At 69.6% G+C, this 14,585-nt stretch carries 9 protein-coding genes; 1 reads left to right on the forward strand and 8 read right to left on the reverse strand.

Features of this window, described 5'->3' with window-relative positions; translation table 11 throughout:
• Window positions 1-21: 21 nt before the first annotated feature.
• The 3 genes from GXK59_RS16045 to GXK59_RS16055 all read right to left on the reverse strand — a co-directional run bounded on the left by GXK59_RS16045 (window position 22) and on the right by GXK59_RS16055 (window position 5,394).
• Window positions 22-3,195, reverse strand: a complete 3,174-nt coding sequence (locus GXK59_RS16045; protein WP_160668279.1) for an HAD-IA family hydrolase — start codon at window positions 3,193-3,195, stop codon at window positions 22-24.
• Between the two features lie 97 nt (window positions 3,196-3,292).
• The gene (locus tag GXK59_RS16050; RefSeq protein ID WP_160668280.1) at window positions 3,293-4,246 is read right to left on the reverse strand and encodes a polysaccharide deacetylase family protein; all 954 of its coding nucleotides are present in this window, start codon (window positions 4,244-4,246) and stop codon (window positions 3,293-3,295) included.
• A gap of 32 nt (window positions 4,247-4,278) precedes the next feature.
• Window positions 4,279-5,394 carry an SDR family oxidoreductase gene (locus tag GXK59_RS16055; RefSeq protein ID WP_160668281.1) on the reverse strand — a complete coding sequence of 372 codons (1,116 nt, stop codon included), beginning with the start codon at window positions 5,392-5,394 and terminating at the stop codon, window positions 4,279-4,281.
• Between the two features lie 168 nt (window positions 5,395-5,562).
• Between GXK59_RS16055 and GXK59_RS16060 the strand changes: the two genes are divergently transcribed.
• Complete coding sequence (locus GXK59_RS16060; RefSeq protein WP_160668282.1) at window positions 5,563-7,593, forward strand: heavy metal translocating P-type ATPase; 2,031 nt, start codon at window positions 5,563-5,565, stop codon at window positions 7,591-7,593.
• Here GXK59_RS16060 and ppsA read toward each other — a convergent pair.
• From ppsA to GXK59_RS16085, 5 genes are all read right to left on the reverse strand, one after another.
• Complete coding sequence (ppsA, locus tag GXK59_RS16065; protein WP_160668283.1) at window positions 7,541-9,943, reverse strand: phosphoenolpyruvate synthase; 2,403 nt, start codon at window positions 9,941-9,943, stop codon at window positions 7,541-7,543. The two genes, GXK59_RS16060 and ppsA, sit on opposite strands and share 53 nt — an antisense overlap.
• A 32-nt stretch (window positions 9,944-9,975) precedes the next feature.
• Window positions 9,976-12,624 carry a cation-translocating P-type ATPase gene (locus GXK59_RS16070; RefSeq protein ID WP_237393926.1) on the reverse strand — a complete coding sequence of 883 codons (2,649 nt, stop codon included), beginning with the start codon at window positions 12,622-12,624 and terminating at the stop codon, window positions 9,976-9,978.
• Between the two features lie 131 nt (window positions 12,625-12,755).
• Window positions 12,756-13,052, reverse strand: coding sequence for a hypothetical protein (locus GXK59_RS16075; protein ID WP_160668285.1), 297 nt, complete (start codon window positions 13,050-13,052; stop codon window positions 12,756-12,758).
• A gap of 43 nt (window positions 13,053-13,095) precedes the next feature.
• Entirely contained in the window at window positions 13,096-13,743 is a 648-nt protein-coding gene (locus GXK59_RS16080; RefSeq protein ID WP_202129147.1) for a hypothetical protein, read from the reverse strand.
• A gap of 35 nt (window positions 13,744-13,778) precedes the next feature.
• Window positions 13,779-14,585, reverse strand: a complete 807-nt coding sequence (locus GXK59_RS16085) for a glycosyltransferase (RefSeq protein ID WP_160668286.1) — start codon at window positions 14,583-14,585, stop codon at window positions 13,779-13,781.

Raw genomic sequence — 14,585 nt, forward strand, 5'->3', positions numbered from 1 at the left:
GGGCAGTGACGGGCAGCCGGGTCAGTCGTCTTTCCGCAGGAATTCGTGTTCCTGACCGGCCTGGAGCAGGACCCGCTGCGTACCCACCCGCACCAGCACCGGGGCGGCATCGCCCGGCGCCGCCGATACCCGGAGCCGGTCGCGTTCCAGGTGCACGGCGAGCATCTGATCCCGGTAGCGGACCCGGAAGTCCACGCGGCTGAGCTCGGCCGGCAGCCGGGGCGCGAAGTCCAGGGCATCGCGCGTAATCCGCAGCCCGGCGAAGCTGCGCTGGACCACGTCGATCGTCCCGGCCATGGCGCCCAGATGGATGCCGGAGCGGGTGGTTCCGCCCTGGGTGTCGTCCAGGTCCGCGTCCAGTGCCTCCCGGAAAGTCGCCCACGCCCGCTCGGGGTCGCGCTGGGCCAGCACCGAGGCGTGGGCCACGCGGCTAAGCGTTGATCCGTGCGCAGTCCTGGCCAGGTAGAAGTCCACTGTGGCGGCCATCTGGGCAGAGGTGACGGCGTAGCCCATCCGGGCCAGGAACTGGATCAGCTGGTCCTCGCCCAGTACGTACAGCAGCATCAGGACGTCGGCCTGTTTGGCCAGCCGGTAGTGGTTGGTACTGTCACCTTCCGCCTCCAGGATCAGGTCCAGCCGCTCGATGAGCCCGTAGGTCCGGCGGTAGTGCTTCCAGTCGAGTTCCCGGAGCGCGCTGTAGCCATCAAACTGGCTGATGACTCCGTCGTCGTGGAACGGCACGAACATGCGGCGGCTGAGGTGTTCCCAGGCCTCGATCTCGGCAGCGCTGATCAGCAGCCGGGCCCGCAGTTCCTCCATGTCGAACCCCTGCACGGAATGCATGATCCAGACCGCCTGGTCGAACGCCCACGCCGCCATGATGTTGGTGTAGGCGTTGTCGTTCAGTCCGCCGCCCGGGTCGCCCGGATTTCCGGTGTGGTATTCGTCCGGGCCCATAACGCCCCGGAGGTGGAAGCGGTCTTCGGCCGGGTCGAACTCCGCCATGGACGCGAACAGCCGGGCGACGTCGACGATGATTTCCGCACCGTGCTCGGTCAGCCACCCGCGGTCCTGGGTCGCCTCGAAGTACTGCCAGGCGTTGTAGGCGACGGCGAGGCCAACGTGCCGCTGGAGCCGGGAGTAGTCCTTCATCCAGTGCCCGGAGCGCCGGTTGAACAGCAGCTTGGGCGTCTGTTCCGTACCATCGCTGCCGCTTTGCCACGGAAACAGGGCCCCCTCCAGCCCGACATCCCGCGCCGCGTCCCGGGCCGCGCCGAGCCGCCGCCAGCGGTAATCGAGCAACTCCCGGGCGAGGGACGGCAGCCGGGAGTTCAGCAGCGGCAGGACGAAGAGTTCATCCCAGAAGACGTGTCCCCGGTAGCCCTCGCCATGCAGCCCGCGGGCCGGCACGCCCGCGTCGAGTTCGGCGGTGTGGGTGGTGAGCGTCTGCAGCAAGTGGAAGACGTGCAGGTTGAGGATGAGCTGCGCCTGCGAGCTGGCGTCAAACTCGATAACGAAGGGTTCGAGCAGGACCGCCCACGCGGCCTCGTGCTCGGCCTGCAGCGCCGCGAAACCGCCCGGGGCGCGGGCCAGGGCAGCCCGGGCTGCCGTCAGCGGTGAGGCGATGGCGTGGTCGCGGGAGGACGACACGGCGACGGTCTTGAGGATGGTCAGCGGCTCCCCCGCGGCTACGGAAAACTCGAAGCGGTGGGCGTGCACCCCGCCGAGTTGCTCGGCGATTCCGGCCACGGGCGGCCCGTCGGCCCCGGAGACTTCCGTCCGGAGTGCGAGGGCGATCCCGATCCCGCTGGTGACGGTCCGGACCTCCACCGTGAGGCCTGCGACGCCCGGGCCGGCCCCGGCGGCGGCAACCCGGACGGATCCCAGGTGCCGGTTGGAGAGCGCAGCGTCCTCGGGGACGTTGGAGTTCGTGACGCCCGTGTCGCAGCCGCTGCGGATGCTGAGGCCGCCGTCCCAGCCGACGGCCGTGAGGACGGTTTCCAGCGCGGCGAGGTGCGGTGTCGCCATGGACACGAGGCGGCGCTGCACCAGCCGGAGCTGCCGGCCGGCGTCGTCCTCCAGCAGCGCCTCCCGCGTCAGCACTGCCCGCTTCAGGTCCAGGGTGCGGCGCTCGCTGCGGAGCGAAAGTCCGCCCTCGGACCACCACGCCCCGTCGCCGATCCGGAGGTCCAGCGGCAGCCAGTCGGGGATGTTGACCATGTGCTCGTCGACCGTTTCCTGGTCCATAACAACACTGCGCAGGCTGTTGTAGACGCCGGCGAGATAGCTGCCGGGATAGTGCACGGCCCCGGCGCGGTGCTCGGGGGCGGCGCCCCGCGTGGCCAGGTAACCGTTGCCCAGGGTGGTGAGGGCTTCGCGGTGCCCCTCGTGCGCCGGGTCAAAGCCCTCATAGACCAGCAGCCACGGATGGGTGATGACCAGCCCGATGTCCAGTTGGCTGACATCCTCGACGACGACGTCGGCGCCCGCCGCTTCCAGCGGGTCCCGGCGCCCGGACCGGTCGATGCCGACTACCAGCCCGAAACCGCCGCGCCGCCCGGCCTCCACTCCGGTGATTGAATCCTCGATGACCATCGCCCGGGCGGGCGGGATTTCGAGCCGGCGCACCGCTTCCAGCGGCAACGCGGGGGCCGGCTTGCCCGCAACGTCGCGGTCCAGGGCCGTCTGCCCGTCGACGATGTGGTCGAAGACGTCCCCGAGCCCCGCGGCGGCCAGCAGCGCGCCCGCGTTCCGGGCCGAGGTGGCAAGCACCACCGGGATCCTGCCGGCCTTCAGCCGGCCGAGGAGGTCCGCGGTGCCGGGAAAGGCACGGACCGGGTTGTTGCTGAGCAGCTTTTCGAACAATTCGTTCTGGCGTGCCGCGAGTCCGAAGGCGGTCCACTCCCCGGACCCGTCCGACGGCGAACCCCCCGGGACGCTCCCGCCGCGGGAGGCCAGGAAGGTGGTTACCGCGTCCTCCCAGGTCCGGCCCGCCACCAGGTCCAGGTACTCGTCGGTACTGAACGGGTCGCGGCGGGTCCCGGCGGGAAGCCTCGGGTCCTGGAGGACGGCGTCGAAGAGTTGCTTCCAGGCGGCCGCACGAAGCTCGGCCGTGTCGGTGACCACCCCGTCGAGGTCAAAGATCACGGCGTCGACGGGCGCCAGCGCGGCGGCAAGAGTGGGCGACTCCGTCATGCCTCAGTCGTATCAGGCCCGCGCCCGCCGCGACAGTGGCGTTCTACCGCAATGTAATGTGCGGCCGGTCCGGGGCTTCCCTGACGGCTGACAGCCGTCAGCCCAGCAGCGCGCCGAGGGTGGTGAAGCCGTAGCCGGCCTGGCGCATCCGCTCGATCATCCCGGGCAGGGCGTCGGCGTCGAGGGTGGTCCCGTCGTCGGGGTTGGAGCCGATGTGCATCAGCACGATCTCCCCGGGCTGAAGCCGGGCGAGCGCACGGTCCGCCACGATCTGCGCCGTGATCCCGCCGCTGCTGCCCTTCCAGCCCAGGGTGTCCACGGCCCAGCGGACGGGCAGGTAGCCGTAGGCGTTGACCGTGGCGATGGTCCGGGCGTCGCGATCGCCGAAGGGGAAGCGGAACAAGGGCCGCGGATCCCCGCCACCGGCCTGGATGGCCTGCTGCGCCCGGACCAGCTGGTCACCGATCGCGGCGTCCGCGAGCCCGGTGAAGCCGGGGTGGGTCATCGAATGGTTGCCCACCCGGTGGCCGCCCGCCACGATCGCCGCGACCCCCTGCGGGTTGGCGCCGGCCCAGTTGCCGGTGAGGAAAAACGTGCCGCGCACGCCGGTGGCGGCCAGGGTCTGCAGGATGCTGGGCAACCCTGCCGAGTTGGCTCCGGCGTCGAACGTCAGCGCCACCACAGGGCCGGCGCCCGGGATCACCTCGAGGTCGCGGCCGGCGAGCGCGGCGGGGAACGGGGCCGGAGGTTCAGGAAGTGGCGGTTCCGGCGCCGGTTCGGTCGCCGGGATCGTGGGCAGCGGCGCGGGCCCGGCCGGAACTGTTCCGCTGGGAGTGGGGGCCGGAGCGCCCGACGGCAACGGACCCGCCGTCGGGCTCTCCGTCGGGCCGGCCGTGGTGGGGAGTGAAGATGACGGCGGTGGCGGCGGTGTCGGAACAGCCGACGGCGGGACCGCCGTCAGGACCACAGCCAGCACCACCGCGGCGGCCAGCAAAAGCACCGCAGCCGCAGCCGCCAGCAATCGGCTCCGGCCGGAAAGGATCGACCACATGCTTCACTGTGGCACCACCGGCCACAGCCGGGCTAGGGCTGAAAGGCCCGCGCCGCCTGGGGCGCTGCCGGAATCAGGCGGTCGGCGCGGTACCGGTCGAACAAGCGGAGGAAGGAGTCTTCCGTCCGGCGGTACCCGGTGAAGCCGGCAAGGCGGCTCTTGCTCATATCGGTGACCACTTCGAGGTTCCGGCCCAGGTCACCGTCGGTGTGCCACCAGGACGCGACCCGTGCGAGATCGGGTTCGGCCAGCCCATGGCGTGCGGCGATGCCTGCCCAGACGCCCTCCTTGCCGAGCATTTGCTGTTCCAGCGGGCGGGGCTGGCCGGCGTACCCCACCGGCTCGACCCCAAAGTAGGCGGCCAGCGCCGGCCACATCCGCCGCCAGCGGAAAATGTCGCCGTTCACAATGTTGTAGGCCTCTTCGCGCACGCCGTCGGCAGTGGCGGCCCAGATCATATGTTCCGCCAGCAGCCCGCTGTCCGTCATGTCCGTGAGGCTGTTCCACTGCGTCTCGGAGCCGGGGAAGATGAACGGTTGCCCCAGTTCCCGGCAGATGGACGCCTGGACGGCGAGGGTGAGGCCCATGTTCATGGCATTGCCGACTGCATGCCCGATCACCGTGTGCGCCCGGTGCACCGACCAGCCAAAGCCCTGCTTCCCGGCGGCAGCCCACAACTCGTCTTCCTGGGCGTAGTAGAAGTTGGGCGTCGGCAGCCTCGGCTCGCTTTCGCGGAAGGGAGTGTCCGGCATCTCCCCCGCCGCATACGCTTCAAACGGACCCAGATAGTGCTTCAGCCCAGTCATCAGGGCCACATGCTGCACCGGATGGCCGCTGAGGCTGGCCAGCAGGTTCCGCAGCATGGCCGCGTTGGTCTCGATGTTTTCCTGTTCCGTGCTCATCCGTGACCATGCGGTGTAGAACACGTGGCTAAGCTGTTCAACGGCCAGGGCCTCACGCAGGCTCTCCACCGAAGTCAGGTCCGCACTCAAATGCCGGACATCGCCGCGCCGGATCGGACCACGGGACAGTGCCACAACGTCCCAGCTCGCATCCGCGAGCCGGTCCACCAGGGCTGATCCGGCTATTCCGCTGGCCCCAACCACCAGGGCAGTCCTGGTCTCAACGGTCTCTGAACTGCTTCGCACGCGATTCCTCCTGCTGCTGTCCCGCTCCAGCGTCTCATGCCTGTGCGGTGGCGCCCCGCCGGCGGTCTGTAACCTGGGCCCGTACGGGCCTGCCAGGGAGGGGTCCGCAGTAGGATGCAAATAGTGGAAGACGCGTGTAGATGACGCGAAAACTAAGGCAGGATATCCGTGAAACTTTTGCTCCGGTATCCGCTTGTTGCGGGCACGATCGCTGCCCTGCTCGCGGTGCTCATACTGCTCCTGTCCGGGCAGCCGCTGATTGCGCAGGTCTCAGCCAGCATCTATGCCCTGGCGGTGGCGGCCTATCTTGCCGTCGGCATGGCCCGCCGGCTGATGGGCGGCCAATGGGGCATCGACATCCTGGCGGTCACGGCAATCGTCAGCACTGTCCTGGTGGGCGAGTTCATCGCCTCCATGATCATTGTCCTCATGATGGCCGGCGGCACGGCCCTCGAGGACTACGCCGCCGGCCGGGCCAAGAAGGAACTGACCTCCCTGCTCGAGCGCGTCCCGCAGACCGCCCACCGGGAACGCAACGCCGGCTCCGCCGCCGGAACCAATGCGGGCGGAAACAATGCCGCCGCAAACAATGCGGGCGGCCAGCACGAGGATGTTGCGGCCACTGACGTCCAGATCGGCGACATCCTCCTGGTCAGACCGGGTGAGGTGGTCCCGCTGGACGGCATCCTGCTCTCTGAATCCGGCAGCTTCGACGAGTCCTCGCTCACCGGGGAGAGCCTTCCGGTGGAGCGGGCGGCCGGCGACGGCCTGATGAGCGGCTCCCTCAACGGCGAAGCCGCGGTCCGGATGCAGGTCACCGCCCTGATGGAGGACTCGCAGTACAGCCGCATCGTGGCCCTCGTCAAGGAAGCCGCGGACAGCAAGGCGCCCATGGTGCGGCTCGCGGACCGGTATGCCGTGCCGTTCACGGCCCTTGCCTACGTCCTTGGCGCGATCGGCTGGATCGTCAGCGGCAGCCCGGCCCGTTTCGCGGAAGTGCTGGTGGTGGCCACGCCGTGTCCGCTGCTGATCGCCGCACCCGTGGCTTTCCTGGGCGGCATGAGCCGCGCCGCGCGCGGCGGCATCATCGTCAAATACGCCGGCGTCCTGGAGCAACTGAGCCGGATCAAAACCGTCGCCTTCGACAAGACCGGCACCCTGACCTACGGCCGCCCGTCCCTGGTCGGGGTCCGGACGTCGGGGTCCTTCACAGAGGACGGGGTCCTCGGGCTGGCGGCCTCCGCCGAACAATATTCCTCGCATGTACTCGCCGCCTCGGTGATGGACGCTGCGCGGACCCGCGGGCTGGTCTTCGAAACCGCAACGGAGGCCAACGAATTCGCCACGCACGGCGTGCGGGCACGCTTCGATGGCCGCGACGTCGTGGTCGGCAAGCCGAATTTCGTGGCGGAATCGGTCGGCGGCGTCGAGGAAACGGCGCTGGCCAGCGGCGAACTCGCCATCTACGTGGGCGTGGCCGGGGAGTACGCCGGGGCCCTCGTGATGAGCGACCCCATCCGCAGGGAAACCCGCCGCACGCTGGCCGAACTCCAGGAACTCGGCGTCAGCCGGACTGTCATGCTCACCGGCGACGCCCTCGCCACGGCCGAGCACATCGCGGCCGAGGCCGGGCTCACCGATGTCCGCGCCGAGTGCCTGCCGACGGATAAGGTCGAAGCCGTCCGGTCCCTGCCGCTGCGCCCGGTCATGATGGTGGGCGACGGCGTCAACGACGCCCCCGTCCTGGCCGTCGCCGACGTCGGCATCGCCATGGGGGCGCGCGGCTCGACGGCGGCCGGCGAGTCTGCCGACGTCGTGATCATCCTCGATGACCTGTCCAAGGTGGCCTCGGCCGTGCGGATTGGCCAGCGGACCGTCAAGGTGGCCCTGCAGAGCATCTGGATCGGCATCGCGCTGAGCGTGGCGCTGATGCTGGCCGCGGCGGCCGGGTTCGTCCCGGCAATCGCCGGCGCCCTGTCCCAGGAACTCGTGGACCTGGCGACGATCCTCAACGCGCTGCGCGCGCTCAGTGCCGGCAAGACAGCGGCCGGTAAGACAGGGGCCGGCAAGACAGCGGCCGGCACCAAGGGGACCGGCCCCAAGGGTGCGGGTACAAGGAGAAAGGGGCAGAAGGACGCCGGCGGCGCTACTGGGAAGCCGCCAGTTTCTCGGCTTCCGCGATCCGCGGAACGGTCCTGAGATAGCTGTCCGGGTTCAGCGAGATCGAATCGATGCCCTCGCCGACCAGGAACGCCGCAAACTCCGGGTGGTTGCTGGGGCCCTGGCCGCAGATGCCGATCTTGATCCCGGCGGCGTGGGCCTTGCGGATGGCCTCGCTGATCATCGCCATCACGGCCTCGTCCCGCTCGTCGAAAAGTGAGGCCAGCTGCGCCGAATCCCGGTCCACGCCCAGGACCAGCTGGGTGAGATCGTTGGAGCCGATGGAGAAGCCGTCGAAGCGGGTGGCGAACTTTTCGGCGAGGACGACGTTGGACGGGATCTCGCACATCATGTAGACCTGCAGGCCGTTCCGGCCCCGGACCAGGCCGTTTTCCGCCATCACGGCCAGTACCTTGTCCGCTTCCTGGGGGGTCCGGCAGAAGGGGATCATCACGATGATGTTGCCGAAGCCGAGCTTCTCCCGGACCCGTTTGAGGGCCGCGCATTCGAGGGCGAATCCCTCGCGGTAGCGTTCGTCGTAGTAGCGGGACGCGCCGCGGAAACCGAGCATGGGGTTTTCCTCCGGCTCCTCGAAGGCGGACCCGCCGATCAGGTGCGCGTACTCGTTCGTCTTGAAGTCGCTGAGCCGGACGATCACCGGCCGGGGATGGTAGGGGGCGGCGATCTTGGCGATGCCGAGGGCCAGGGCGTCCACGAAGTAGTCCTTCGGGTCCCCGTAGCCGCTGGTCAGGGCGCGGATCTGCGCCGCCTCCTGGGGGTCGGTGACCCGCTCGGGATGGACCAGCGCCATCGGGTGGACCCGGATCAGGGCGCTGATGATGAACTCCATCCGGGCCAGCCCGACGCCGTCGGCCGGCAGCCGCCACCACTGGAACGCGGCCGCGGGGCTGGCGATGTTGACCATGACTTTGGTGTGCGTCTCCGGCAGCTCCCCGAGGTCCACGTCCTCGGTCTCAAACGCGAGGCTGCCCTGGTACACCCGGCCTTCGTCCCCCTCGGCGCAGGAAATGGTCACGGCCCGGTCTTCGGCCAGGACGGTGGTCGCGTTGCCGGTGCCGACGACGGCGGGGACGCCGAGTTCGCGGCTCACGATCGCCGCGTGGCTCGTGGGGCCGCCGCGGTCGGTCACGATGCCGGCCGCCCGTTTCATGATCGGGACCCAGTCCGGGTCGGTCATCTCGGTGACCAGGATGGCGCCGTCGCGGAAGTTTTCGATGTCCGCGGCGCTCCGGATCACGCAAGCCGTGCCCTGCGCGATGGAGTCGCCGATCGCGGCGCCGCGCGCCAGCACGGTGCCGGTCTCCAGCAGGTGGTGGAGGGTGAACCGGGAGCCGGTCTTTTGCGACTGGACGGTCTCCGGCCGGGCCTGGACCATAAACAGTTCGCCCGTCACGCCGTCCCGGGCCCACTCCATGTCCATCGGCCGGGCGTAATGCTCCTCCACGCTCACGGCCCAGCGCGCCAGCGCGAGGATCTCGGCGTCGGCCAGGACAAACGCTCGGCGTTCCGCGTCCGAGGTGTCCACCATTTTGGTGCGTGCGTGGCCGCCCAGGCTGTAGACCATTTTCCGGTCCTTGGAACCGAGCGTCTTTTCGATGATGGGACTGATTTCGTCCGCGGCCGCGGCGTCCGCCAGGAGCGGCTTGAACACGACGTATTTGTCCGGGTTGATGGTGCCCTGGACCACGGTTTCGCCCAGCCCCCAGGCGGCGCTGATGACGGCCACCCGCGGGAAGCCGGAATCAGTGTCGATGGAGAACATCACCCCGGAGGCGCCGACGTCGGAGCGCACCATGCGCTGCACCCCGATCGAGAGCGCGACGTCGAGGTGGTCAAAGCCCTTGACCTCGCGGTAGCTGATGGCCCGGTCGGTGAACAGCGAGGCATAGCAGCGGCGGCAGGCGTCCAGGAGTTCCCGTTCCCCGGCGATGTTCAGGAACGTCTCCTGCTGCCCGGCGAAGCTTGCGTCGGGCAGGTCCTCGGCGGTGGCGCTGCTGCGGACCGCGACGGAGAGCCGGTCCAGTCCGGCACGCTCCCCCAGTTCCCGGTAGTGCGCGCGGATGGACCCGGCGATGTCCGCGGGGAACTCACTGTCCAGGAACAGCTCCCGGATGGCTTCCCCGGTGGCGCGCAGGGACGTATCGCCGGCACGGTAGGACTGGATCCGGGAGCGCATCGCGGGCTCGATCCCGTTGGCGTCGATGAAGCGGCGGTAGGCGTCCGCGGTGGTGGCGAAGCCGTCCGGCACCCGCACGCCCTTGGCTTTGAGGGACTGGATGAGTTCGCCGAGGGAGGCGTTCTTGCCGCCCACCTGCGGGACATCGCCCATGCCGATCTCGTCAAACCACAGCACCGGGGAGTCAGTCATGGACCCATCCTGTGGCGGCGGACCGTCCGATGTCAGAGGCTTTGGACCTTGGTGGCCGGTGTGGTCTTCCCTACCCGGCGGTGGCGGACGATCTTGTAGAGCCAGTCCGCGAGCAGCACGCCCGGGATGGCGGCGAGCGCCACGGCCAGGCCGCCGGGCGACGGCGGGGCGTGGCCCAGCAGGGCTGCCAGGGGCCCGAGGAACAGGAACACCGCCAGCAGCCCGAGTTCGGCCAGCACGGCCCAGACCAGCAGCCGGTTGCTGAACCAGCCAAGCCGCCACGGCGGCACGGTGGCACTGCGGCAGGCGAAGGCGTTGGCGAGCTGCGCCAGGACCACGGTGGTGAACGCGGCGCCGGAAGCGGCCATCAGCACGTCCGCCGCCGGCAGCTCCGCTCCGGGGGTCCAGCCGGCACCGAGCAGCACAGCCGTGTACGCCGTCATTTCGAACAGTGCTTCGACCGGGCCGAGCAGCCCGAATACGCGGAAGATCAGCGCCCGGTCCATCAGGTGCCTCCGCTCCGGCGGCCGCTTCAACGTCCCCTTGCTCGGGGCCTCGCTGCCCAGCGCCAGCGCGGGCAGCAGGTCGGTGCCGATGTCGAGGGCCAGGATCTGAAGCACGCTCAGCGCCAGCGGGAAGCGCCCGCCGGAGAGGGCCCAGATCACGAACGGGGTGAGCTCGGCGACGTTGTCCGTCAGGTGGTAGGTCAGGAAGCGCCTGATGTTCGCGTACGTGGCGCGGCCCTGCTCCACCGCCGCGATGATGGTGGCGAAGTCGTCATCGAGCAGCACAAGGTCCGCGGCCTCGCGGGCCACGTCCGTGCCGCTCAGGCCCATCGCCACCCCGATGTCCGCCTGCTGGAGGGAGGGGCCGTCATTGACGCCGTCGCCCGTCATTGCCACGACGTGGCCGCGGCGCTGCAGCAGCCGGGCCACCCGGAGTTTCTGTTCCGGGGTGACCCTGCTGACCACCACCCCGTCGCGGTCCAGCAGCGCCGTCAGGACGGCGTCGTCCTCGGGCAGGTTGTGTCCCTCCAGTACGAGCTCCGGCGTTCCGATCAGCCCGGTTTCCCGTGCGATGGCGGCCGCCGTGAAGGCATGGTCTCCGGTGACCATGGCCACCTTGATGCCGGCCTCGCGGGCCGCCTCGAGCGCCACGCGGACCTCGGCGCGGGGTGGGTCGTGGAGGCCGATCAGCCCCAGCAGCGTCAGTCCGCGCTCCACCTCCTCAAGCTTGAAGTCGGCGCCGGGCAGGCCAGGCAGGCCCCGCTGGGCGACGGCCAGCACGCGGAGCCCGTGCGAGGCCATCTGGTCGACCATCTTTAGGGCCTTCTGGGCGGCGACACTGTCGCCGTCCCCGCCACACAGCGGAATCACGGACTCTGGCGCACCCTTGACGTACAGGGTGGTCCCGACGATCGCGGACTCCCGCAGCCGGCGGGGATCGAAGGCGAAGCGGTGCGACACGTCGGGATCATCGTGTGGTTGTCCCGGATCTGCCAGCCGGGCGGCCAGCGCATCGATGGCGGCCTCCATCGGGTCACCCTCGGCGATCCACTTGCCCTCGTGGAGCACCGCGCGGCCCACGGAGGCGGCCAGTGCGGCGGTGCTGAGGTGCCGAGCCTCCCCGGCTCCCATCCCGGTGACCTCGGCCTCCGGCCCGTACCCCGCCCCGATAATGCTGACCAGCCCTGCGGGGGTCCAGACCTCGACGGCGTTCATCCTGTTCTGGGTGAGGGTGCCGGTCTTGTCCGTGCAGATGAAGGTGGTGGACCCGAGGGTTTCCACGGCTTCCAGGTTGCGGACGAGGGCGTTGCGCTGCGCCATCCGTTGCGCCCCGACGGCCAGGGACAGTGTGACCGTGGGCAGCAGGCCCTCGGGCACCAGCGCCACCATTACGCCGATGGCAAAAAGAAAGGCGTCCCGCCAGGAGATTCCGACCAGCAGGGACAGTACGAAGAACAGCGTGCCGATGCCGAGGGCCATCGCCGCCGTAATGCGGACGATCCGCTGCAGTTCCCGCGCCAGCGGGCTGGGCGGCGCCTCGACCTTTCCCGTCAGGGCCGCGATTTCGGCGAGCCGGGTCTTACCGCCGGTGCTCGCGACGACCCCTTCGGCCTGGCCGTTGACCAGGAAGGTCCCGCCAAAAACGGTGTCGCCGGGGACCTTGGCGAGCGCCTCGCTTTCACCGGTGAGCATCGATTCGTCCACGGAACAGCCTGCCGCCACCGCCAGGCGGAGATCCGCCGGGACCCGGTCGCCGGCAACCAGCACGACGGCGTCGTCCGGGACGAGCTCGGTGGTGTGGACCTTGACGATGCGGTTGTCCCGGCGGACCGAGACCATCGCCGGGAGCAGCTCGCGGAGCTTCGCGGCGGCATGCTGGGCGCGCTCCTGCTGGATATACGCGAACACTCCGTTCACCAGGATCACGACGACGATCGCGATGGCCAGCTGCGGCATGCCGGCCAGGTAGGCCAGCACGGCGGCACACCAGAGCAGGATGGCGAAGAAGTGGGTCAGTTCGGCAAGCAGCCTCCGCCAGCCGGGGACCGTGCCGGCCTCCGGCAGCTTGTTCGCCCCGAATTCAGCGAGTCGGCGGGCCGCCTCGGCGGAACTCAGGCCGGCAACGCCAGGCAACGCCCCGGTGTCCCGCCCCCCGGCCGGAGCCTGCGGTGTCACGGCCAGCCGGGGCGGCTTAGGCGCAACACCGTAGACCGGCCCGGGTCAGGTAGCTCATGGATTGAGGGTGCGCCCGGGGCGTGCCGGCCGTTAGGGCCAAAGGTCACGGCGGCGCGTCGGCGCCCGCATGGCTAGGGCATGATCTTGTACAGATCGATGACGGTCTCCTCGGGCGGCGATGCGAATCCGCCCTCGATGCCCTGTTGCATCCGGGGAAGGAGGATGCCATCGCGGAATTTCTCCCAGCTCTCCTTCGACTCATGGACAGCCATGATCGTCCAGCCGCCGGCAGAAGAGCCGCCTGCATGGAAGATCTGTCCGTCGGGCAGGCGCCCCTCACCAGGGTGAACAGCGGCAATTGAGGCTTCGTACTGGTCCTTCGTGCCTCCCGCAAAGAAGTGCACGATTCCATAGGGCGCTGCTTCCATGTCTACTCCTAGGCCGGTCTGGATGTGTTCGACATGCCAACCACTAGACCTCGTAACGCCGGATGTCAACCAGTTGGCGAAGGCCATCGTGAAGCTTCGACCTCGTGCCCCAACGGGCTGGCAAGGTTGGCGGCGCCGCGTTCTCTCCGACCGTGATCCTGATCCCGGCGACCGCCCCGGTCCAGGCACCCGCAGGGTCGCGGCGCCCTACCAGCTGGGCACCGATGTACCCCTTCTGGAGCTGGAACACCTGTGTCTGGGTTCCCGAGCAATCGACTTCGAAGACCTTATCTTCGCCGCCGCCTACCGTGTACTGGGAGAGGCTAATCTGGGCTTGGGGGATGCCTACACACGCTGCGGTGACAGTGTGCGGGCCAGCGGTTGTCACTGTCGCGCCTTTGCTGAAGCCGACGCCTGGTCCGTCGGCCGGGCCGGTGTCGGCCAGGAGAACCGACCCGGGTACCCTGGCCAGGCGCTGATCCAGTTCAGCGTAGTTGCGCGCTTCCACAGCCAGGATGTCCGGGTCCTTCGCGGGGAGGGTGGGCCCGGGCCGGAGGCTTGCGCCTGCCGCCGTTGGCTGGGGATCGTCCCCGTCCTCGTAAGCGCAGGCGGCCAGGCCCCCGGCCAGGGGCATAGCGATAATGAGCGCCAGAAGGCAGCGGACTGTTTTCGTTCCCCCAGGACCAGACATGGGCCGAGTCTGCGGCCGGTCCACCGGATGGCAAGTCACCTGCCCGGAACTTGGCTCTCGGGTGGCCGGTTCCGTCCCAGCGTCCGGAGGTAGGCGCCGAAGCCATGCGGCGCCCTGGCCTGGATCCGGCCCGAGGTCAGCACGCGCATGCTGTCCGTTGCCGTCACGGTGAAGGCGCGGTTGCGGAGGCTTTGCACCAGGGTCCGGTCCTCGTGCGAGGCGAGCTTCGGGAAACCCCCGGCGGCCAGGTAGGCGGAGGCCCTGACCCCGAAGTTGGCGCCGTAAATGTGTGGGTGGTCTTCCTCGAAGGGGTGGCGTTGCAGCCAGCGCCGGAGCAGCTCCGGGTCCATCCCGGCGGGGTCCGGTTCCACCGAGCCCAGGACTGCGTCGGCTCCGGCCTCGGCGAATTCCAGTTGGCGGACGAGCCAGTTTTCCGGAACCTGTGAGTCAGCGTCCGTGTTGGCGAGCCACGTCCGTCCGGCCCACGGCGGCGGAGTCCAGCGTTTGCCGGGCGGCCGCCGCCGGGCTGTGCCGACGCCGGCCGCCCGGATGCCGGCTGCCCGGCTGGCACCGGCGTTGCGGAAGTCCACTTCGAGGGCTCTGAAGCGCGGGTCGGCCGCTGTGTAGCCGGCCGTGATGCCGGCGGAGCCGTCGGTGCAGCTGTCCAGGACCACTGTCACCTGGACCTCCACGTCGGGACGCAGCCGCCCCAGGGCGTCGGCGGCGCGCTGCACGGCCAGCAGCGCGCGGCTGAGGTGCTCGTCCTCATTGTGGGCCGGCATCACGACGGCGATCCGGTCGATGCTGTGTCCGCGCGGGAGCGGCAGGGCAAGGGCGGCCAT

Origin of the sequence: Pseudarthrobacter sp. ATCC 49987 (assembly GCF_009928425.1) — a bacterium.
In the GTDB taxonomy this organism is placed as follows: Bacteria; Actinomycetota; Actinomycetes; order Actinomycetales; family Micrococcaceae; genus Arthrobacter.